Raw genomic sequence first — 20,651 nt, forward strand, 5'->3', positions numbered from 1 at the left:
GCAAACTTTCAAATGGGATAAAGCCGGGCTGCCCCGGCACACCTGATTCTACACAATGGCGGGGGCAGGGCGGCAAAAGCGGCGCTATAAGAGCTTAAGGTTTGAGCGGCGCCTTGTCGACGTGGGCGATGGCGCCGCGCGCAGCGCCGTGCGACAGCTGCATTGGCAAGCCCTTGAGGTGGTTGATTGCCTGGCGCAGCTGGAAGTCGTCGGCGCTGCCGTATTCGAGCACCTTGCGCCCGCGCTCGGCGGCCACGACGCGCATCTGTTCTTCGAGTTCGTCGTTGGCGTTTTTCGCCTCTTCCTTGTCGCGATCATTGGACAAGTGTTTTTCAAGGTCCGCTTCGCGCATGCGCAAACCATTCATGCCGTCGCCGTCGGCGTTTTCATCGACCAGAAAGTCGGGCACGATGCCCTTGGCCTGGATCGAGCGCCCCAGCGGGGTGTAGTAGCGCGCCGTGGTCAGCTTGACGGCGGTGTCGTTCGAGATCGGCCGGATGGTCTGCACCGAGCCCTTGCCGAAAGTGCGGCTGCCGATGATGGCGGCGCGCTTGTAGTCCTGCAGCGCGCCGGCCACGATTTCGGACGCCGAGGCCGAACCGGTATTGACCAGCACCACCATCGGGATTTTTTTCAGCGCCGCCGGCAGGCGCGCCAGCGCATCGCTGTCGCTGCGCAGCGCATAGTGTTCCGGGGTGCCGTAAAAACGCTCCTTGGAGCTGGCCAGCTGGCCGTTGGTGGAAACGATTTCCGCATCCTTGGGCAAAAACGCGGCCGACACGCCAATGGCGCCTTGCAGCAGGCCGCCGGGGTCGTTGCGCAGGTCCAGCACCAGACCCTTGAGCTGCGGGTCCTGCTTGTACAGCGCGCTGATCTTGGCCGCCATGTCGTCCAGCGTGGGTTCCTGGAACTGCGAGATGCGCAGCCACGCATAGCCCGGTTCGACGATGCCCCCCTTGACGCTTTTCTGGACGATCTGCTGGCGTACGATGGCAAACTCGAGCGGCGCCGGCGCATCCTTGCGCACGATCGTCAGCACCACCTTGGTATTTGGTTCGCCGCGCATTTTTTTCACGGCTTCGTCGATCGGCAGGCCCAGTACCGGCGTATTGTCGATGCGCGAAATCAGGTCGCCCGCCTTGATGCCGGCGCGGTAGGCCGGCGAATCCTCGATCGGGGTGACGATCTTGATGTAGCCCTCATCGCTGGGGCCAATTTCGATGCCCAGGCCGACAAACTTGCCCTCGGTGCCTTCGCGCAGCTCGCGGTAGGCTTTCTGGTCCAGGTAGGCCGAATGCGGGTCGAGCGAGGCGACCATGCCGGAAATGGCGTCGGTGAGCAGCTTTTTATCCTGCACCGATTCCACGTAGTCGCTCTTGATCAGGCCATACACGTCGGCCAGCTGGCGCAGCTCTTCCATCGGCATCTCGGAGCCGACCGGCTTTTGGGCGATCGCCGAAAACTGCATCGAGACCGCCATGCCGGCGATCAGGCCGATGCCGACCAGGCCGGAATTTTTCAGTGTGCTACCCATCGAATCACCTGCTCGCTGCCAGAAAGTTAAGTTTGCCCGCGCCAAGGGGTGGCGTTGAGTCGAGTATAAACCTGAATCCGGCACGCACGTGTCCAGCGCGCAACTGCCGCCATGCATATACATATGTCTGGCGCGGCAGAGTGTCTCTATTGCCCATCATTCCTGCCAGATTTTGCATCTGGCAGCGTAAAAAGCGCGTTCACGCGAGCGCGCGCCTGAGGCATGGCGCTAGAATGTTGCGACTACAACTTTTCCAAGCGGCAGTCTGAGTTGCCGTGCACCAGCATCCAATCATTCATCAAGAGCATCGTACCCAAAAGGAACATTGTGAACCGCTACCTCCTCTCTACCCTGACCCTGAGCCTGATGACGGCCTTTGCCGGCGCCGCCGAACCGGTTGCCGCGGCGGCCAAGGCGCCGCTGTCGGGCATCGACAGCCAGCACATCGACCCGACCGTGCGCATCCAGGACGATTTTTTCTCGCACATCAACGGCAAGTGGATCAAGAACACGGAGATCCCGGCCGACAAGTCGAGCTGGGGTTCGTTCGGCAAGCTGGCCGACGACACCCAGCCGCAGGTACGCGCCATCATTGAAGCGGCGCAGGCCGACAAGACCCAGAAGGCCGGCTCCGAAGCGCGCAAGATCGGCGACCTGTACGCCAGCTACATGAACGAGAAAAAGCGCGACGCCGCCGGCTACAAGCCGCTCGGCAAAGAGCTGCAGCAAATCCGCGGCATGCGCGACAAAAAGGCAATTCCAGCCATGATCGCGCACCTGACCGAGATCGGCGTCTCGGCCCCTTACCTGGTCTACATCGAACAGGACGGGCGCGAGTCGACCCGCTACACGGCCAGCATCCGCCAGAGCGGCCTGGGACTGCCTGACCGCGACTACTACCTGAAAGCGGACGACGTCAAACTGGCCGACGCCAAGGCCAAGTACGAAACGCTGGTCGCCACCATGCTCGGCATGGTCGGGCGCAAGGATGGCGCGGCCGCCGCCAAAGACATCATCGGCCTGGAAACCGAACTGGCCAAGGTCCAGTGGACCAAGGTCGAGAACCGCGATTCGGTCAAGGGCTACAACAAGCTTGCCCTGGCCAAGCTGGGCGAACTGACCCCGGGTTACGACTGGAAGTCGGCGCTGGCCGGCAGCGGCATCGGCGCCAAGGTCGACTACGTCATCGTCAACCAGCCGAGCTACCTGAAGGGCTTTAACGAGGTGCTGGCCAAGACCGACCTGGCAACCTGGAAGTCGTATTTCGAGTGGCAACTGGTGCGCGCCTATGCGCCTTACCTGTCCAAGCCTTTTGTCGACGCGCGGTTCGCGTTTTATGGCACTGCGTTGACCGGCGTGACCGAGAACCGGCCGCTGTGGAAGCGCGGCGTGAGCGTGGTCGAAGGCGCGATGGGCGAAGCGGTCGGCAAGCAGTACGTGCAGCGTCACTTCCCGGCCGAGCGCAAGGCGCGCATGGAAGTGCTGGTCAAGAACCTGCTGGCCGCCTATCGCCAGAGCATCGACACGCTCGACTGGATGAGCGCGGCGACCAAGAAGGAAGCGCAGGACAAGCTGGCCAAGTTCACGCCCAAGATCGGTTATCCGAACAAGTGGCGCGACTACAGCGGCCTGGCCGTCTCGCGCGACGACATCGTGGGCAACATGATGCGCGCCGAGCGCGCCGACTACAGGCGCGAAGTGGCCAAGCTGGGCAAACCGATCGACCGCGAAGAGTGGGGTATGACGCCGCAGACGGTGAACGCCTACTACAACCCGGCGATGAATGAAATCGTGTTCCCGGCCTCGATCCTGCAGCCGCCGTTCTTTGACATGACGGCCGACGACGCGGTCAATTACGGCGCCATTGGCGCGGTGATCGGCCACGAGATTAGCCACGGCTTTGACGACGAAGGCAGCCAGTACGACGGCAACGGCAACCTGCGCGACTGGTGGACGGCCGAAGACCGCGCCAAGTTCAAGGCCAAGACCGACATGCTGGTCAAGCAGTACGGCGCCTACGAGCCGCTGCCTGGCTACAAGGTGAATGGCGAACTGACCCTGGGCGAAAACATCGGCGACAATTCGGGCGTGGCCATTGCGTACAAGGCTTACAAGCTGTCGCTGGGCGGGCAGCCGGCGCCGGTGATCCAGGGGCTCACGGGCGACCAGCGCTTCTTCATGGGTTTTGGCCAGGTATGGCGCATCAAGATGCGCGACGCCCAGCAGATCGTGCAGGTCAAGACCGACCCGCACGCCCCGGGCAAGTACCGCGCCAACGGCACCATGATGAACCAGCCGGCGTTTTACGAAGCGTTTGGCGTGAAGCCGGGCGACAAGATGTATCTGGCGCCGAAAGACCGGGCCATCATCTGGTAAGCAGCAATGAGTGACGAAAAGGCCGCGCAAGCGGCCTTTTTCCATACAGTTGTGATTGGGACATGGGGCCGCCCCCACATCGTCTTCGCGTGCGAGGGTGTAGTAAAACGCGTGGAGATCAGGACCGTAGGACCGTAGGACCGTAGGTCGGAAAAGCGTAGGCCTGGGCGGCCCCCTTTTCCGACAGGAGCCGTCGACGGCGCTTGTCGGAATGCGCTTTCGCTTTTCCGACCTACCACTTCTGCTACAGCCGCGTGCGCGAAGTCGATGTTGCAGGCAAAAAAATACCCCCCGCTAGGGAGGTATGAAAAAAGGGCCATGAACTCCCTTTGCTGTTCTGCAGTCCAAAGCCACACCCATCGGCTCCGGCAACGTAGGCATTTTGGCACGCCATTCTTATGCCATCCTTAGGATGGCACCTGAAAGCGTGGCGCGGTTGCCGCTTGCCCCCGCGCGCACTTATACTGCTCGAGCGCCGGGGTCGATCCGACAGGCGCGCCGTGCCGCGGCCACCGCCGCGTCTTTACAAGCCTTACAAAGGACCACTGTGAAACGCTACCTCCTCTCTACCCTGACGCTCAGCCTCATCACCGCATTCGCCGGCGCCACCGACGCGCCGCCCAAGGCCGCATTGTCGGGCATCGACAGCCAGTACATCGACCCGGCCGTGCGCATCCAGGACGATTTTTTCGATCACCTGAACGGCAAGTGGCTCAAGAACACCGACATCCCGGCCGACAAGGCGCGCTGGGGCGCATTCGACAAGCTGGCCGACGACACCCAGCCGCAAGTGCGCGCCATCATCGAAGCGGCGCAGGCCGACAAGAAAGCCAAGGCCGGCGTCGATGCGCGCAAGATCGGCGACCTGTACGCAAGCTACATGGATGAAAAAAAGCGCGAGCAGCTCGGCTACAAGCCGCTGGCGCGCGAACTGGCCGCCATTCGCGCCATGCGCGACAAAAAAGCCATTCCCGCCCTGATCGCGCACCTTGGAGAAATTGGCGTCACCACGCCGTACGCCGTGGGCGTCGAGCAGGACGGGCGCGAATCGACCCGCTATGCGGTGGGCGTGTACCAGAGCGGCCTGGGCCTGCCGGACCGCGACTATTACCTGAAAAAAGACGACGCCAAGATGGCCGACGCCAAGGCCAAGTACGAAATGCTGGTCGCTGCCATGCTGGGCAAAATCGGCCGCAAGGATGGCCTGGATGCTGCGCGCGCGATCGTGGCGCTCGAAACCGAACTGGCGCAAGCCCAATGGACCAAGGTCGAAAACCGCGATCCCGTCAAGCGCTACAACAAGGTGGCCGTTGCCAAGCTGGGCGAGCTGACACCGGGCTACGACTGGAACGGCGCGCTGGCCAAGGCGGGCGTGGCCAGCAAGACTGACTACGTGATCGTCAAGCAGCCCAGCTACCTGACGGCCTACAACAGCATGCTGGAAAATACCGACCTGGCCACCTGGAAGTCGTACTTCGAGTGGCAGCTGGTGCGCCGCTTTGCGCCCTACCTGTCAAAGGACTTCGTGGACACCAGCTTCGCTTTTTACGGCACCACCTTGTCGGGCGTGACGGAGAACCGGCCGCTGTGGAAGCGCGGCGTGAGCGTGGTCGAAGGGGCGATGGGCGAAGCGGTCGGGCGCCAGTACGTGCAGCTGCATTTCCCGGCCGAGCGCAAGGCGCGCATGGAAGTGCTGGTGAAAAACGTGCTCGAAGCGTTCCGCCAAAGCATCGACACGCTCGACTGGATGGGCCCGGCCACCAAGCAGGAAGCGCAAGCCAAGCTGGCCAAGTTTTCGCCCAAAGTGGGCTACCCGAACAAGTGGCGCGACTACAGTGCGCTGAATATCGCACCGGGCGACCTGGTGGGCAACGTGATGCGCGCCTCCGCCTTCGAGTACCAGCGCGGCGTGGCCAAGCTGGGCACGCCGATCGACCGCGAAGAATGGGGCATGACGCCGCAGACCGTGAACGCTTACTACAACCCGGCCAAAAACGAAATCGTGTTCCCGGCCTCGATCCTGCAGCCGCCGTTCTTCGACATGGGCGCCGACGACGCGGTCAATTACGGCGGCATTGGCGCGGTGATCGGCCACGAGATCAGCCACGGCTTTGACGACTCGGGCAGCCAGTACGACGGCGACGGCAACCTGCGCGACTGGTGGACGCAAGACGACCGCGCCAAGTTCAAGGCCAAGGCCGACGTGCTCGTCAAGCAATACGGCGCCTTCGAGCCGCTCCCCGGCTACAAGCTGAACGGCGCACTGACGCTGGGCGAAAACATCGGCGACAATTCCGGGCTGGCGATTGCCTACAAGGCGTACAAGCTGTCGCTGGGCGGCAAGAGCGCACCCGTCATCGACGGCTTGACGGGCGACCAGCGTTTCTTCATGGGCTGGAACCAGGTGTGGCGCGCAAAGATCCGCGACGCCGAGCAGATCAGCCGCATCAAAACCGACACCCATTCTTCGGGCAAGGCGCGCGCCAACGGCACGGTGATGAACCAGCCGGCGTTCTACGAAGCGTTCGGGGTCAAGCAAGGCGACAAGATGTACCTGGCGCCGAGCGAGCGCGTGACGATCTGGTAATCGCCGCAGCGATTGCAAAAAAGGCCACGAAAGTGGCCTTTTTTGCGGGTGCGGCGCAAGTGAACCCATCGTCATCTCCGGTACAATATCTGCACATTTACCACTTGGAATGACTCGATGGAAAGCTTACTCTGGGCAATCGACCTGATCGCCGTCACTTACCTGTGCTACTGGGCGCTCAGGCAAGATAGCCTTCCCGAGGAAGCGCCGCAGCCGCCGGGCGCGCCCAAAGGCAAGAAGTAAGGCATGCGCGACATTTTCTTCCTGGGCATCTTGCCGCTGATGCTGTACGCCATGACGCGCCGCCCCTTCATCGCCCTCGGCATGTGGATCTGGACGGCGATGTTTTTTCCGAATGCCTGGTTGTACGGCTTTGGCAATGCGATCCGCTACAACGTGATTTTCACCGCGGTCGCCATCGGCGGCTACCTGATGACCAAGGACAAGCCGAAAGCCGTTTTCGGCAGCCTGGGCATGCTGATTTTCCTGTTTTTTGCCTGGACGACCCTGTCGACCATCATGACCGAGGGCGCGCCCGAAGTCGCCTGGGAATACTGGTTCCGCTTCCTCAAGATCGTGCTGCTGTTCCTGTTTGTGGTGCTGATCATCGACAAGAAGCTACATATCGACTTTTTCCTGTGGTGCGTGGTGATGTCGATCGGGTTTTTTGGCGGCCTCGAGGCGCTCAAATATATCGCCTCGGGCGGTGGCCACCACATCGAAGGCTTTGCCGGCCATGTGCTGGGCGACCGTAACGAACTCTCGCTCGCCTTCGTGATCACGCTGCCGATCTGTTTTTACCTGCTCCAGCAATATGGCGCCAAGGGCATCGTCATCCGGGTCGGCCTGCTGGGACTGATGGGCCTGCTCGTAACGGCGATTGTCGGCACCCAGTCGCGCGGCGGCTTCGTCGCCCTGATCGGCCTGGGAGCCTATTTTTTCGTCAAGAGCGATCGCAAGATATTGCTCGCCATTATGGTGTGCATCCTGGTGGCGGGCCTGTCCACCATGGTGTCCCAGGAGTGGGTCTCGCGCATGGACACCATCGGCGAGGCCAAGGAAGATGCCTCGTTCATGGGCCGGGTGGTGGCCTGGAAGCTCAGTTTCATCATGGCCGCCCACCATCCGTTTCTGGGCGGCGGCTTCAAGGCGCTGGAAAATCGCGCCGTGTGGGCCGAGCTGGCCCAGCACTTCTTCGACTTCTCGTTTTTCTACAGCGGGGACGCGCTGCCCAACGTGAATTTGCCGCGCGCGGCGCACAGCGTCTACTTCCAGGTGCTGGGCGACCATGGTTTTGTCGGCCTGGCCTTGTATCTTTCATTCCTGGCCCGTGCGTTCATCACCGCGCGCAAAGTCACCCGCACGGCGCGCAAGCACCCGGCCACGGCATGGATCGCCAACCTTGCCACCATGCTGCAGCTATCGCTGTTTACCTTCTGCCTGGGCGGCGCGGCGCTCAGCTTTGCCTATTTCGAGCTGATCTATGCCATTTGCGGCATCATCCTCGTGCTCGACACGCGCATCCTGCCGCGCGCCCTCAAGCTGGCCGCCGTCGCCGAGTCGGCCAAGGAACCAGCGCTGGCTGCGGCCCGGGCCTGAGTTTTTATTGCGCAAACAGCGCCGGGTTGGCGGCGACACAGGCGGCCCGTTCGCGCGCCATGCGTGCATTGTTGGCATCCAGATTGGCCGCAGTGAGCGCAAAACCGAACGTCTCGCCCTCGGGCGAGGGTGCGCCCCCGACCGCGCCCACGGGCGCGAGCATGCGGGCGAACATCAAGTGGCCGAGCGCTTCCTTGAAGTGCCCGCCCTCCCAGTACCATTCGGTGTTGGTGTTGCGGTCGCCCTTGGCGGGGATCGCCTCGCACTGGCGCGCGCCATAGCCGCTGAAGTCCCACAGGGCCACGCGCGCTGTCGGATGGTCGCGCTGCAGCGTTGCCAGGCGCTCGGCCAGCAGCGCCTTCCAGGCATCGAACAACGCCCGCTTGCCCGCTTTCTCGAGCAGGAACAGCAGCTGCGCATGGTAAGGGTAAATCACCAGGTCGATGCGCGCTTTGGCGCGCACCGCCTGTTCGAGCACGCCGCCGAGGGCATCCCACTCGCGCGAGCTGTGGCCGGCGTTCGACACCAGGGCGCCCGGCATGCGCTCGAAGCGCTCGGCATAGTCGGCCGCGCGCTGGCGAAACAGCGGATAGTAGCCTTCCTCGCGCGCCAGCTGGCGATACTACCTGAGCGGGTTGAAGCCCTTGTCGCTCATGCTCAAGGCATCGGCTGCGCCCTGCATGCGCACCGTCTTGACGGCATCGATCACCGAGTCGACCGAGAACAGCGTGTCGAAGCGCCACGGCAACTCGGCCAGCAGGCCGCTCTGGCGCGCAGGCGGCGCCAGGGCAGCGGGCGCGGCCGGGTCCACGGGAAAGTCGAGGAAATCGACGCCAACGATGACATGTTTCGGATGCTGGCCGGCTGCAGCGAGCGCGCCGAGCTGTTCGCGCGCCGTGTGCAGGCGCGTGCCGGCCAGCGCCAGGTTGTAAGGCGACAGGCCGGTCGCGGCCACCAGCGGGTCGTCGGGGTTGAGTCCGATTTCCGCGCGCGAATTGCCCAGGATAAGCAGCTCGGCGTGCGCGGCGCGCGCGTTGGCGGTCTTGATTTCGTACTGGTAGCGCTGCGGCTGGGTCTTGTCGGCATTCAAGCCGGGCCGTTCGGGCATGCAGTACAGACGGTAGGGATCGATGGCGACGACCAATGCCGCGCAGGCCAGCGCGCCGCACAAGGTGGCGCCGCCGGCGATGGCCAGGAAGCGCCGGAATTGGCCAGGTGTTGCCATCGGTGACTCCATCAGAATTGGAAATAGAGAAATTCGGCGGGCCGGCTCAGCGACAGCAGGCTGGCCACACATAACGCGCCTATCCACAGGGCCCAGGCCGTCGACGCTCGCCAGTGCAGCGCGCGCCGCGCCAGGCCGAGCGGCGCGCTGGCCGCGTAGTCGAGCGCCGGATCGAAGCGGTCCATGATCTGTTGCGTGTTGGGGAACAGGAAGGCCAGACCCGCGCCCACGGTCACCCAGCTCCAGGTTTCCATGAAACGGCTGCCGCCGCCCAGGTAAAAGGTGACGCCGGCGCGCTCGAGCAGCGCCTGGCCTGTCCCCAGGTAGTTGCCGATCGATTCTGGCAGGCCGACGCCATAGACGCCAAACAAGCCCTGCACGATGCTGGCTGCGCGGCTAACGTCGGCCGCGCGGAAAAACACCCAGGCCACGCACACGGCGATAAAGGTCAGCGCCACCGACGCTGCGCGCATGCCGCGGTGCGAGCCGTCCAGGCCGAGGCGGGCGGCCACGCCGGCCCATGCATGGTTGAGCATTAGGTAGGCGCCGTGGAGGAAACCCCAGACCACGTAATTCCAGCCGGCGCCATGCCACAGGCCGCCGAGCACCATCGTGGTCATCAGGTTCAGGTAGCGGCGCGCGGGGCCGTGGCGGTTGCCGCCCAGGGCGATATACAGGTAGTCGCGCAAAAAGCGCGACAGCGTCATGTGCCAGCGGCGCCAGAATTCGATGATGTTGTGGGACTTGTAGGGCGAGTTGAAGTTGAGCGGCAAGCGGATGCCGAACAGGCGCGACAGCCCGATCGCCATGTCCGAGTAGCCGGAGAAGTCGAAATACAGCTGGAAGGTATAGGCCAGCACGCCACCCCAGGCCAGCAGCAGCGACGGGGTGTCGGCGCCATCGAAGAAAAAGCCGGCGTGCGGCGCCAGGTTGTCGGCGATGAGTACTTTCTTGGCCAGGCCGAGCGCAAAAATCGACAGGCCGACGGCCAGATTGGCGCTGGAGGGCCGGTAAGTCTGGTCGAGGTCGAACTGGGGCATCATTTCCTTGTGATGCAGCACGGGACCGGCAATCAAATGCGGGAAATAGGTGACGAACAACAGGTAGTGGACGAAGCGCACTTCGCTGACCTTGCCGCGGCTGGTGTCGACCAGGAAGGCGATCTGGGTAAAGGTGAAGAAGGAAATGCCGATCGGCAGCACTAGGTGGAGCAGCGGCAGCACCGGCAGGTAAGCCGCCGATACGCGGTTGACGCTGTCGATGAAAAAATCGGCATACTTGAAGTACGCCAGCAGCGCCAGGTCGAGCGTGACGGCCAGCGCCAGCAAGCGCGCGCGCGCGCTGCCCTGCGCAGCGCCGATGCGGGCGCCGGCCCAGTAATTGAACACGATCGAGCCCAGCAGCAGCGGAATGTAGGCCACGCTCCACCAGCCGTAAAAAAACAGCGAGGCGGCAGCCAGCCAGCCGGCGGCCCAGCCCTTGCCCACCCGCGCGAACGCAAAAAAGCCGATGAAAACCACGGGCAGGAACAGGAACAGGAAGCTGAAGGAATTAAAGAGCATGACGGTGCGCGGCAGCAGGAGGCGCCCGGGCAAGGCGGCGTCGGAAAAAGTCCAGACTCTACCAGAGTGCTTGCTTATACGAAAAACCTTGGACGGCAGCCGTGCGCGCCCCAAAAGCATCCAGGGGGCGCGATGTGCATCGGCCCCCTGGTGGGTACTGCTGTGGTGCCGGGGCTTGTGCCGGTCAGCGCGGCACGATCGCGAACTGCGGACCCAGACCGTAGTTTGGCTTGATGGTGCGTGCCATGAAAACGCTCCAGGCTGCGCTGCCCGGGCTGCCGCCGACGTCGGCGGCGTAGGCCAGGGCCGGCTGCAGGTTGGACGGGTAGCCGGTATGGACGCCCGCATAGCCGGTCATTTCACCCACCTTCAGTCCCAGCGACGTGGCCATTGCGCTGCTGTTGCAGGCCAGGGCGTTCTCTGCGGCGGTGTTGCTGGCTGCATAGGCCTGGCCGATTGTGGCATACAACGGCGTGGCCGACGTATCGCGCACTTTCAGGGCGTAGATGCCAGCCTTGATCCAGCAGAAATTCTGGCCCGTCATGCGCGAGATCGGGAACGTGGCTTTCCACTTGAGCAGCGGCAGCGCCCTGGTGTAACCGAGTTCGACGGCGTGGCCGATGGCGGAGGTGAAGAAGTCGTCCATCCACGGCGCCAGGCCGGTGCCATTGTTGTATTCGACTGCGTAGCCATTGCTCACCACGCCAAGCACATTGTCGCTGCCGGTCACATAGCGGGCGCTGTACCAGTCGATATTGTTTTGCAAGAAGCCTTCCAGTTGTTTCTTGAGCGGATCGGTATCGGGCGAAATATACGCCGCTTCAGCCAGCGTGCGCATGCTCCAGGCCTGGCCGCGGACCTGGTCCGACTTGAACAAGCCCTTGCCGAATTCCCGGTAACCCGGATTGCTTGAAAACGTATTCCACATGGCCCAGAACTGCAATTCTTCCAGGTAGTAATAGTCGCCGGTGACCAGATAGGGCAGGTAGGCAAAACCGGCCTGGTGCGACGAGTCGTGCATGTTCGGCGTGGCGCAGCCCGTTGCCGTGGCGCACACCGGGAAGGCTTCCCATTGCTTGGTGATGGGATTCGCCGTGTCCGGAGCATGGCCGAGCACCGTCATGTACGGGTAATCAGCCAGGCTGACGGGGCGGCCGGTGTTCTTGTCGCGGTAGTGTGCAGACCAGCTGCCGGCCAGGTCGGCGGTGGCCAGCGTGACGTCCTTGAGGCGCTTGTCCATGCTCAGCAAGTAAGTGGCGCTCCAGCCGGGCATGATGCCCAGATCGTCGCGGCCACCGGTGGTCGGCATGTAGGGATTGGCCAGGCCAACGGCCATTGGCTCGCTGCGGGCGGGCGTCAGCGCGGCTTTCCAGTCTGCCAGGCGCCCTTCGGTAAATTTTACGCTCTGGTCGTAATTGGGCACGGCCCGGGTGCTGATCAGGTACGCGGTGTTGTGCTCGATGTGAACCGCCGGCTCGGCGCCCCACCAGAACACCTTGCGCCAGCGCGCATGGTTCAAGTGGGTCAGACCAGGCTTGGCATACACGCTCTGGCCGCCCACCATGATCTGGGCGTCGTACAGGAAATTTTGCGGCTTCGGCTCGAACGCCCAGGCGTTTTCCACCGTCACGTCGACCCGTGCCTGGGCGGTGCCAAAGCCGCGGATGGCGAAACGGGCCGTCAGATGCGGGTGAACAGTGCCTTGCGCGGTGGTCAGCGGGCCGGACACCAGCCATTCATTGGCGACCGGTCCGGCCAGCCAGCTGGTGTACTTGCCCGAGCGCAGCAAGGCGTCGGCCGAGGCGCTGTAGCGCTGGCCGTCCAGGTCCGCATGCACGGCGGCCGTAAAGCCGGCCTGCAGCAGTGCGGCAGGGGTCGTGGCCGTGGCCGGCGCGGCGGCGTCGATTTTTTCCAGGTTCAAGGTGACGTTTTGGCCGGCGGCCAGGCGCGGCAGGCTGGCCGAGACGATCGCGTGGCGCACCGAACCGTCGGCATGGCGCGCCTTGACGTCGAGCTGCAGCGGCACGGCCGTGCCGTCGGCCAGCTTGCCGGCCAGCGTCTGAGCGGCGCCCAGATCGCCCACGGCAAACACTTGGCCGAAGGTGACGGCGACGTTGGACTGCTCAAGCGCCGTGGTGTTCTGGATTTTGACATTGGTCACAACCGGGCCCGTTTGGGCGACCGTGACAGGGGGCTTGCGCGGCGGCAACGGCGTGCCGGGATCGACCACGCTGGCGGCAAGCGGCGTGCTCTGGGCGGGCGTGGCGTTCAGCGCCGGCGCGCTGGCGCTGGACGGCTCGGCGGCAGGTGCCGGTGCCGCAGGGGCCAAGGTGGCATCCGTGCCGGCCGAAGCGCCGGTCGCGAGCACGGCTGGGGCAGAGGACTGCGCCGAGGCACCGCCGCCCTGACCGCCACCGCAGGCGGTCAGGGCGGCGCTGGACAGCAACAGCATGAGCAAACGTGAAGTGGGGGTAGTAGTAGACATGGTGTGTATCCCGGCAGGCAAAGGTAAGGTCTAAAAAAATTCCGTAGACCAACTTTAACCCGTTCAAGATATTGCCGTAGAGAATTTAGTTCTCTTGGGCAAAATAAATTCCGGAATACAACACAAAATTATCGCGATGGCAGCGAAATTGCCCGTAAAACAAGCAAAAATGCCGGTATTTTCTGCGATGTTGGCGACATTGTCATGCTTCTTGATACGAGACAAAATTGTTTTTAAGCTATGCACCTCTGCCGTTTTGATTGCAATAAAGACAGCAGAGATGACTTGCGCGCCATATTGCTTAACGCGGCACGATGGCAAATTGCGGACCTTCGCCGTAGTGCGGCTTGACTGTACGCCCCATGAATACGCTCCAGGCCGCTGCACCGCTGCTCCCGCCGACGTCGGCGGCGTACGCCAGCGCCGGCTGCAGATTGGACGGGTAGCCGGTATGAACACCCGCGTAACCGGTCATTTCGCCGACCTTTTGTCCCAGGGACGCCGCCATCGCGCTGCTGTTGCAGGCCAGGGTGTTGAACTGGGCATCGTTGCTGGCCCGGTAAGCCTGGCCGATGCTGGAATAAAACGGCACGCCCGACTTGTCGCGCACCTTGAGTGCGTAAATGCCCGCCTTGATCCAGCAAAACTGCTTGTCCGTCATGCGCGAAATGGGAAATTTGGCTTTCCATTTCAACAGGGGCAGCGCGTTTTTGTAGCCGAGATCGACAGTGTGTCCGATGGCCGACGTAAAGAAGTCGTCCATCCACGGTGCCAGGCCGGTCCCGTTGTTGTATTCGACTGCGTAGCCATTGGTCACCACGCCAAGCACATTGTCGCTGCCCGTCACATAACGGGCGTTGTACCAGTCGATGTTATTTTGCAAAAAGCTGTCCAGCTGTTTCTTGAGCGGGTCGGTATCGGGCGAAATATACGCCGCTTCAGCCAGCGTACGCATGCTCCAGGCTTGGCCGCGGACCTGGTCCGACTTGAACAAGCCCTTGCCGAATTCCCGGTACCCGGGATTGCTTGAAAACGTGTTCCACATGGCCCAGAACTGCAATTCTTCCAGGTAGTAATAGTCGCCCGTGACCAGGTAGGGCAGGTAGGCAAAACCGGCCTGGTGCGACGAATCGTGCATATTCGGCGTGGCGCAGCCCGTGGCGCTGGCGCACACCGGGAAGGCTTCCCATTTCTTGGTCAGCACGTTGAGGGTGTCGGCTTCATGGCCGAGCACCGTCATGGCAGGGTAGTCGGCCAGGCTGACGGGGCGCCCGGTTTGCTTGTCGCGGTAATGCGCAGACCAGCTGCCGGCCAGGTCGGCGGTGGCCAGCGTGACATCCTTGAGGCGCTTGTCCATGCTGAGCAGGTAGGTCGCGCTCCAGCCCGGCATGATGCCCAGGTCGTCGCGTCCACCCGTGGTGGGCATATACGGATTGGCCAGGCCGACGGCCATCGGTTCGCTGCGCGCGGACGTGAGCGCCGCCTCCCAGCCGGCCAGGCGCGCTTCGGAGAACTTGACGCTCTGGTCGTAATTGGGCACGGCGCGGGTGGCGATCAGGTAGGCAGTGTTGTGCTTGATGTGAAGCGCCGGTTCGGTACCCCACCAGAATACCTTGCGCCAGCGCGCATGGTTCAGGTGATTCAAGTTGTTCTTGGTGTACACACTGTGGCCGCCGACCATGACTTGGGCGTCGTACCGAAAATTTTGCGGGTTTGGCTCGAACGCCCAGTCGTTTTCCACCGTCACGTCCACACGCGCCTGCTTGTTGCCGTAGGCGCGGATGGCAAAGCGCGCGCTCAAGTGCGGGTGAGCCTTGCCGGCGCTGGTGGTCAGCGGGCCGGACAGCAGCCATTCGTTGGCCACCGGACCGGCCAGCCAGCTGGTGTATTTGCCCGAGCGCAGCAATGCGTCGGCCGAGGCGCTGTAGCGCTGGCCGTCCAGGTCGGCATGCACGGCGGCACTAAAACCTGCCTCCAGCAGCGCGGCGGGCGTGCCAGGGGCGACGGCAGCCCCGGCGCTGGTGCGTTCGAGCAGCAGCAGGCTGGTTTGCCCGCCACTCAGGCGGGCGAGCTTGGCCGACACGATCGCGTGGCGCACCGAACCGTCTGCATGGCGGGCTTTGACGTCGACCTGCAGCGCCAGCGCGCTGCCGTCGGCCAGCTTGCCCGTGATGCTCTGGCCGGCCGGTACTTGGCCGGGCGCAAACACTTGGCCGAAGGTCACGGCCACGCCGTTCTGGTCTTGCTTTTGCAGGTTTTGCAGGCGCACGTCGGTGATGCTGTTCGCATTCGCAGGCGGCATTACCGGCGGCGGCGTAACAGGCGCCGCTGGCGGCGGCGGAGTACCGGCCGGCGGCGCGCCACGGGGAGGCGGCGGCGCCAGCACGACCGGCGGTGGCGTCGTGGCGGGCGGCGTGCCCGCGGGTTGGGCAGCGCCGGCCACGGTCGAGGGCGGCAATTGCGCAGGGCGTCCCCCCGTTGCCGGCATTGAGACCATGGTTTGGGCCAGGATCACCGGCGCGGCTGCGGCGGGGTTGCCGGAGTCTGCACTTTTGCCGGACGCATCGTCACAGCCGGAGAGAACAGCGCTGCACAGCAGCATGGTGAGCAGGGCGGACAGGCCGGTGGGGGATTTTCGCATCATATTTCCATTTAGCATTTATAGAGTGATTGACGACAGCAACTTCCATCGCGCACTACCCATTTTTCTAAAAAAGTCGGCAGGAAATTTACACGCGTGCACCTTGGCAGAGATCACAAACGTTTTATACAGACATTGCTGGTAAAAGTCGCTATCTGTGTGCTAATTTCTTCCATTTAACCAACTAAGGATCCGTGAAAATCTTTCTTTTCAGAAGATTTTTCATAGACGGAGGGTATTATAGTGTTGAAAAGCATAGAAAAGATACCGAAAAGATTTCATTCTGCATATGGTTGAGCAGCGCGGCAGCCACGCTGCAAGGTGATTCACGGGGATATGCACGGGCGAAAAAAAACCGCCGGGAAGGCGGTTTTTGCGGCAGTGCGAGACTTACTTGGCGGCAGCGGTCATATGGTCGACTGCAGCCTTGACTTCGTCATCGGTCGCGCTCGAGCCGCCTTTTGGCGGCATCATGCCGACTTTGCCGGCAAAGCCCTTGATTGCATGCTCGTACAGAACTGGCGCGCCTTGCTTGATGCGCGGCGCCCAGGCGGCCTTGTCGCCGAATTTTGGCGCGTTGGCGACACCGCTGGCGTGACAGGCAGCGCAATTGGCGGTGTAGATTTTCGCCCCGTCAATGGCGGCGGTCTTGACTGGCTCGGCCGGGGCTGCTGCTGCCGGTGCTGCTGCTACCGGTGCTGCTGCGGCCGGTGCTTCGGTCGCTGCCGGCGTGGCGGCTGCGGCAGTTGCGGCGGTTGCATCAGGGGCTGCAGTGACTACCATGGCTGGCACCGCTGGCTCCTTGAACGTTGCGCCGGCTTTGTTAGCCATGAAGACCACGGCGCGCGCGACTTCCACATCGTCCAGGTCAGGATTGCCGCCGCGGGCCGGCATGGCACGGATGCCTTCGATGGCGTGCTTGACCAACAAGTCGTAACCTTGGGCGATACGGGGGCCCCAGCTAGCGGCGTCGCCGAATTTCGGTGCGCCGGCGGCGCCCGATGCGTGGCAGGCCGCGCAGTTGGCGGTGTAGACCGCTTCGCCGGCGAGCAAGACCTTGGGTGCGTTGGCATCCTTGAGCATGAAGCCCTGGTCGGCCGCGGGACGCAGGCGCTCGGCGATCGCTTCCGGCGCCTGGCTATCGGTGCCGGCGCCAGTCAGGCGGCTCGTTGTTACGAACTCGACCAACAGGATGATGCCGATAACGGTCACCAGGAAAAAGCCAGCCACGGCAGCGACGAGCTGCTTTGGGGTCCGGATTGCGGATTCGTGTTCGTTGTGTGCGTCGCTCATGATGTCCTTAGTGCTATTTTTCGAAACCTGCAGGCCGGTGGTAGCCGCACTGATTCATGCAAATACCCGCCAAACCCGCGATTATAGACCCAAAGCACCTCTTTTGGAACGCTATTCCGCCTCGGTGCGACACTTTCCATGGACGCAGACACAGAAAAACTGTATCCTTCGGTTCACTTCAGACATTCCCCTCATGCGGCTGTAGCTCAGTGGATAGAGTATTGGCCTCCGAAGCCAAGGGTCGTGGGTTCGATCCCCGCCAGCCGCACCAAAAATCCTCATAAGAATCAGCAAGTTACATCGAAAACTGCGATGCTTACTTGCCGTTGATTCGACCAAATTATTTTTAAGTAAGCGATAAGTAAGCAGTTTCAAACTGGCAATGGTTCGTTGCGGGTTGCGTTCTGATAGGGTTCGCTGCATTATCTAGTGGACAACTTCCATTGGAGCAATTTGGTGCGGACAATCACTCTCATACTGGCGGCTGCGGCTATTGGCCTTGGCGTTCTGGCGAATCAGCAAGCGGCTACGATCAAGGACTAGAAGCAGCAGATTGCCGCTATGGACGAACAAGCAAAGGCTGCATCCCTTGTAGCGCAGGGCAAATGTTCAGAACAGGCCAGGAAAATGTTCGTCTCTCTCGGATATCGAGAGGGAGGAATGGCCGCATACGAAAACCATTTCAGCACAAAGCTGAACAAGTGCATGGTGTTGTTTGAAAATCAAACTGTGTCAGAACAGGCGGTCTTTACGTTCAAGTACGTAATGGATGCCTTTGAGAATTAGACCTTTGGCGAGTACATTTGGCATACGGACGAGGTTAAAAAATACTGGGAAGTGCTGCCGACCAAGTGCAACGTGGTGGCTTTGTCAGGTGAAAAAAAAGTCTGCCAATCGGAAGATGAGTTCCGAAAGCTGGCGGCGGCATATATGGAAGGGTAAGTGTTTTTGGCGCTGAGAAAATACTAAAAATTCTGGGAGGGTTTGTCTGTGCTGGGGGGATGGTTGGGGAATGTTGGCGCCGACACCAAATTGACCCAGGCGGTCGAAATTCGTTGACCCAGGGGAATTCGCCCAAACGCAGGCGCCATGCTGCTCCCGGCGGCAGCGCCAGCGTCAGGAACAATCGGCGCTGTGGGTCAATTTGGTGTCGGCGCCAACAGCCAGGATGAAAGATTGGAGGCCGAAATGACTAAATGGCTTGATGTTTGCATTTTGTCGTAAAATTCACCCATGGGGTGAATTCTGAAGCAAAAATCAAACATTCAAATTTTTATGTTTGCTTTATGTTGTAAAATTTAACCATGAGACCAAATTCTCGACATTCGTTACTCAAAATCCTCCTTCAAGGGTTGCATCACGGGCAACCCTTTGGATTGTCCGAGCTAGCGGAATATGGGATATCTCCAGCCTTGGCCGCCAAGTATGCGAAGAACGGCTGGCTGGAGCGCTTGGAGCAGGGGACCTACGCATATCCCAACGACACCTTACAGCTCGACGACTGTCTGTTGTACTTGCAGAAGCGCAGCCCCGGCCTGCACGTCGGTGGAAAGACCGCACTTTCATGGCAAGGAATACGTCATAACGTTAGTTCTCGTTCAAGAATCCAATTGTGGGGAACCCAACGTCTCACGCTGCCAGATTGGTTCACTTCGCGTTTCCCAGCGCGCTACCACCAACGCGCATTGTTTGACGTAGACTTGCTCAGGCCGCTTCTCGACGACGAGGGATATGCACTGGTTTCGGACCATGCTGCCGGTCTGTACGTTTCGACCCGCGAACGCGCGCTGCTGGAAGTCTTGAACGAAGTCGGTGTTACGCAGGACTTGGAGGAAGCGACACACTTATTCGAGTCCTTTTCCAGCATGCGCCAGGAAGTGGTCGGCGCACTGTTGGCGGCATGCACTCGCATAAAAACTGTTCGTTTGTTTCTGCAGTTTGCGCAACAAACAAATGCCATTGATGTCGTTGCCCTGCGCGAGCGATTTAGCCTGAAGCTTGGAAGCAACACGCGGTGGACGCGCCGTCTTCAGGACGGCACTCGCCTTACGATAAAGTAATCATGCTCGACGCCATTTATATCAACACTGTCCGATTGTTGTTGGACGTAATTCCGGACGTTTTCGTCGATGGCCAATTTGCCATCAAAGGTGGTACTGCCATCAATTTGTTCGTCCAAGAGGCGCCGCGGTTGTCCGTCGACATCGACCTTGTCTACCTCAACGGAACCGAACCCAGGGACGTCGCGTTAGCGACCATAGCGAAGGCGCTCCGGGACATCGCGAGCAGGCTGGAAGCCCGAGGACTGAAGGCGAGGCCGGTGCGAGTCGGAAACGAGCCGGAGTCGAAATTGCTGGTCATGGAAGGCCGAGACGGCCTTACCCTAAAAATCGAGGTCAACACCGTTTTCAGAGGTACGGTTCTGCCCGTTACAGCACGCCAGTCTGTTTCGGCAGCCGTTGTCAAACGGTTTGGAATCCAAGTCTTCGCGCCAATTTTCGACCACGATGAACTTTATGCGAGCAAGCTTATAGCTGCGTTGGACCGACAGCACCCTCGAGACTTGTTTGACGTTTGGCTGCTCTACCAGAACGGTGGACTGACATCGGCCATGGTCGATTGCTTCGTGGTTTACCTTGCGGGCCACAATCGCCCAACCCACGAAGTCTTGGGTGGCAACGACCTCGACCTCCGTCAAATCTACGACGACCAGTTCATCGGCATGACTGAGGCAGAACCGCCTTCACTTGAGGTCCTGCTGGAAACGCGAAGCCGGCTGCGCCGCGACATGATGGAAAAATTAACGAACCACCATCGCGAGTTTCTGGTCAGCCTGGCCGATGCCAATCCAGACTGGACCCTTTTGCCGAATCCGGATGTCCAGACGCTTCCGGCCCTGCGATGGAAGTTGGAGAATCTGACGCGGTTCAAGAAGAGCCAGGCAAAGAAGAGCGCAACCCAAGTCGCCGCGTTGAAGGCACTTCTGTCGGTCGAGAAAGACTCCGGCTAGAAGATGGGGAGAAATCTTGGGGAGAAATTGGGGAGAAATTGGGGAGAAAACAGGGGTATTTTCTTCCCATTGGTGCCCGTTGTTGCCTTTTTTTGCCTTATGTTGCCCTATGTTGCCGGTTGCTATACTCTGTAGAATCAGGGAGTTGCAGCAACAGCGCGGCTTCCCACAAATGAGCGGCATGGCCTCCGAAGCCAAGGGTCGTGGGTTCGATCCCCGCCAGCCGCACCAGTTTTCTTCATCGCCATCTTCATTTTCTAGCTCGGCAGCGTAGCGTCGCGCTTTCGCGCCTCCAGCCTGCTGCGCACGCAACTCATGCCCTTTTGATAGCGAAACGCG

Annotated in this window: 14 protein-coding genes and 2 tRNA genes; 9 read left to right on the plus strand and 7 right to left on the minus strand. The window is 61.4% G+C overall.

The window, feature by feature from the left end; genetic code table 11:
- Positions 1-94 precede the first annotated feature (94 nt).
- Positions 95-1,534: a S41 family peptidase gene (locus ACP7BV_RS21075; RefSeq protein ID WP_426106576.1), complete on the minus strand. Its 1,440-nt coding sequence runs from the start codon at positions 1,532-1,534 to the stop codon at positions 95-97.
- 327 nt (positions 1,535-1,861) lie between these two features.
- Here ACP7BV_RS21075 and ACP7BV_RS21080 point away from each other — a divergent pair, with 327 nt between their 5' ends.
- The 4 genes from ACP7BV_RS21080 to ACP7BV_RS21095 all read left to right on the plus strand — a co-directional run bounded on the left by ACP7BV_RS21080 (position 1,862) and on the right by ACP7BV_RS21095 (position 8,096).
- Positions 1,862-3,910 carry a M13 family metallopeptidase gene (locus ACP7BV_RS21080; RefSeq protein WP_426106578.1) on the plus strand — a complete coding sequence of 683 codons (2,049 nt, stop codon included), beginning with the start codon at positions 1,862-1,864 and terminating at the stop codon, positions 3,908-3,910.
- Positions 3,911-4,457: 547 nt separating this feature from the next.
- Entirely contained in the window at positions 4,458-6,497 is a 2,040-nt protein-coding gene (locus tag ACP7BV_RS21085) for a M13 family metallopeptidase (protein WP_426106580.1), read from the plus strand.
- A gap of 117 nt (positions 6,498-6,614) precedes the next feature.
- Positions 6,615-6,740, plus strand: a complete 126-nt coding sequence (locus tag ACP7BV_RS21090) for a hypothetical protein (RefSeq protein ID WP_426106581.1) — start codon at positions 6,615-6,617, stop codon at positions 6,738-6,740.
- 3 nt (positions 6,741-6,743) lie between these two features.
- Complete coding sequence (locus ACP7BV_RS21095) at positions 6,744-8,096, plus strand: putative O-glycosylation ligase, exosortase A system-associated (RefSeq protein ID WP_426106583.1); 1,353 nt, start codon at positions 6,744-6,746, stop codon at positions 8,094-8,096.
- A gap of 4 nt (positions 8,097-8,100) precedes the next feature.
- Here ACP7BV_RS21095 and ACP7BV_RS21100 read toward each other — a convergent pair whose 3' ends face one another.
- From ACP7BV_RS21100 to ACP7BV_RS21125, 6 genes are all read right to left on the minus strand, one after another.
- Entirely contained in the window at positions 8,101-8,637 is a 537-nt protein-coding gene (locus tag ACP7BV_RS21100) for a hypothetical protein (RefSeq protein ID WP_426106585.1), read from the minus strand.
- A gap of 81 nt (positions 8,638-8,718) precedes the next feature.
- Entirely contained in the window at positions 8,719-9,321 is a 603-nt protein-coding gene (locus ACP7BV_RS21105) for a hypothetical protein (RefSeq protein WP_426106587.1), read from the minus strand.
- Positions 9,322-9,332: 11 nt separating this feature from the next.
- Entirely contained in the window at positions 9,333-10,883 is a 1,551-nt protein-coding gene (locus ACP7BV_RS21110; RefSeq protein ID WP_426106609.1) for an MBOAT family O-acyltransferase, read from the minus strand.
- A gap of 184 nt (positions 10,884-11,067) precedes the next feature.
- Positions 11,068-13,368 (minus strand): hypothetical protein, encoded by a 2,301-nt coding sequence (locus ACP7BV_RS21115; RefSeq protein WP_426106588.1) that lies wholly within the window; start codon positions 13,366-13,368, stop codon positions 11,068-11,070.
- A 301-nt stretch (positions 13,369-13,669) separates the two neighbouring features.
- Positions 13,670-16,009 (minus strand): hypothetical protein, encoded by a 2,340-nt coding sequence (locus ACP7BV_RS21120; protein WP_426106589.1) that lies wholly within the window; start codon positions 16,007-16,009, stop codon positions 13,670-13,672.
- A gap of 390 nt (positions 16,010-16,399) precedes the next feature.
- A complete protein-coding gene (locus ACP7BV_RS21125) occupies positions 16,400-17,302 on the minus strand; it encodes a c-type cytochrome (RefSeq protein WP_426106591.1) in 903 nt (300 codons plus the stop codon).
- A gap of 195 nt (positions 17,303-17,497) precedes the next feature.
- On the opposite strand from ACP7BV_RS21125, the gene ACP7BV_RS21130 reads away from it, so the two are divergent.
- The 5 genes from ACP7BV_RS21130 to ACP7BV_RS21150 all read left to right on the plus strand — a co-directional run bounded on the left by ACP7BV_RS21130 (position 17,498) and on the right by ACP7BV_RS21150 (position 20,543).
- A tRNA-Arg gene (locus tag ACP7BV_RS21130) sits at positions 17,498-17,573 on the plus strand.
- A 290-nt stretch (positions 17,574-17,863) separates the two neighbouring features.
- Positions 17,864-18,088, plus strand: a complete 225-nt coding sequence (locus tag ACP7BV_RS21135) for a hypothetical protein (RefSeq protein ID WP_426106593.1) — start codon at positions 17,864-17,866, stop codon at positions 18,086-18,088.
- 518 nt (positions 18,089-18,606) lie between these two features.
- The gene (locus ACP7BV_RS21140; RefSeq protein WP_426106594.1) at positions 18,607-19,362 is read left to right on the plus strand and encodes a type IV toxin-antitoxin system AbiEi family antitoxin domain-containing protein; all 756 of its coding nucleotides are present in this window, start codon (positions 18,607-18,609) and stop codon (positions 19,360-19,362) included.
- 2 nt (positions 19,363-19,364) lie between these two features.
- The gene (locus ACP7BV_RS21145; protein WP_426106595.1) at positions 19,365-20,312 is read left to right on the plus strand and encodes a nucleotidyl transferase AbiEii/AbiGii toxin family protein; all 948 of its coding nucleotides are present in this window, start codon (positions 19,365-19,367) and stop codon (positions 20,310-20,312) included.
- Between the two features lie 158 nt (positions 20,313-20,470).
- A tRNA-Arg gene (locus ACP7BV_RS21150) sits at positions 20,471-20,543 on the plus strand.
- The last annotated feature ends 108 nt before the right edge of the window (positions 20,544-20,651 follow it).

This window comes from Massilia sp. TSP1-1-2 (genome assembly GCF_049896185.1).
Classification (GTDB): domain Bacteria; phylum Pseudomonadota; class Gammaproteobacteria; order Burkholderiales; family Burkholderiaceae_D; genus Telluria_A.

Excerpts from the sequence above, each read along its gene's own strand:
- ACP7BV_RS21075 (WP_426106576.1), bottom strand. The coding sequence starts at position 1,534 with ATGGGTAGCACACTGAAAAATTCCGGCCTGGTCGGCATCGGCCTGATC.
- ACP7BV_RS21090 (WP_426106581.1), top strand. The coding sequence starts at position 6,615 with ATGGAAAGCTTACTCTGGGCAATCGACCTGATCGCCGTCACTTACCTG.
- ACP7BV_RS21095 (WP_426106583.1), top strand. The coding sequence starts at position 6,744 with ATGCGCGACATTTTCTTCCTGGGCATCTTGCCGCTGATGCTGTACGCC.
- ACP7BV_RS21100 (WP_426106585.1), bottom strand. The coding sequence starts at position 8,637 with ATGCCGGGCGCCCTGGTGTCGAACGCCGGCCACAGCTCGCGCGAGTGG.
- ACP7BV_RS21105 (WP_426106587.1), bottom strand. The coding sequence starts at position 9,321 with ATGGCAACACCTGGCCAATTCCGGCGCTTCCTGGCCATCGCCGGCGGC.
- ACP7BV_RS21110 (WP_426106609.1), bottom strand. The coding sequence starts at position 10,883 with ATGCTCTTTAATTCCTTCAGCTTCCTGTTCCTGTTCCTGCCCGTGGTT.
- ACP7BV_RS21115 (WP_426106588.1), bottom strand. The coding sequence starts at position 13,368 with ATGTCTACTACTACCCCCACTTCACGTTTGCTCATGCTGTTGCTGTCC.
- ACP7BV_RS21120 (WP_426106589.1), bottom strand. The coding sequence starts at position 16,009 with ATGCGAAAATCCCCCACCGGCCTGTCCGCCCTGCTCACCATGCTGCTG.
- ACP7BV_RS21125 (WP_426106591.1), bottom strand. The coding sequence starts at position 17,302 with ATGAGCGACGCACACAACGAACACGAATCCGCAATCCGGACCCCAAAG.
- ACP7BV_RS21135 (WP_426106593.1), top strand. The coding sequence starts at position 17,864 with ATGGACGAACAAGCAAAGGCTGCATCCCTTGTAGCGCAGGGCAAATGT.
- ACP7BV_RS21140 (WP_426106594.1), top strand. The coding sequence starts at position 18,607 with ATGAGACCAAATTCTCGACATTCGTTACTCAAAATCCTCCTTCAAGGG.
- ACP7BV_RS21145 (WP_426106595.1), top strand. The coding sequence starts at position 19,365 with ATGCTCGACGCCATTTATATCAACACTGTCCGATTGTTGTTGGACGTA.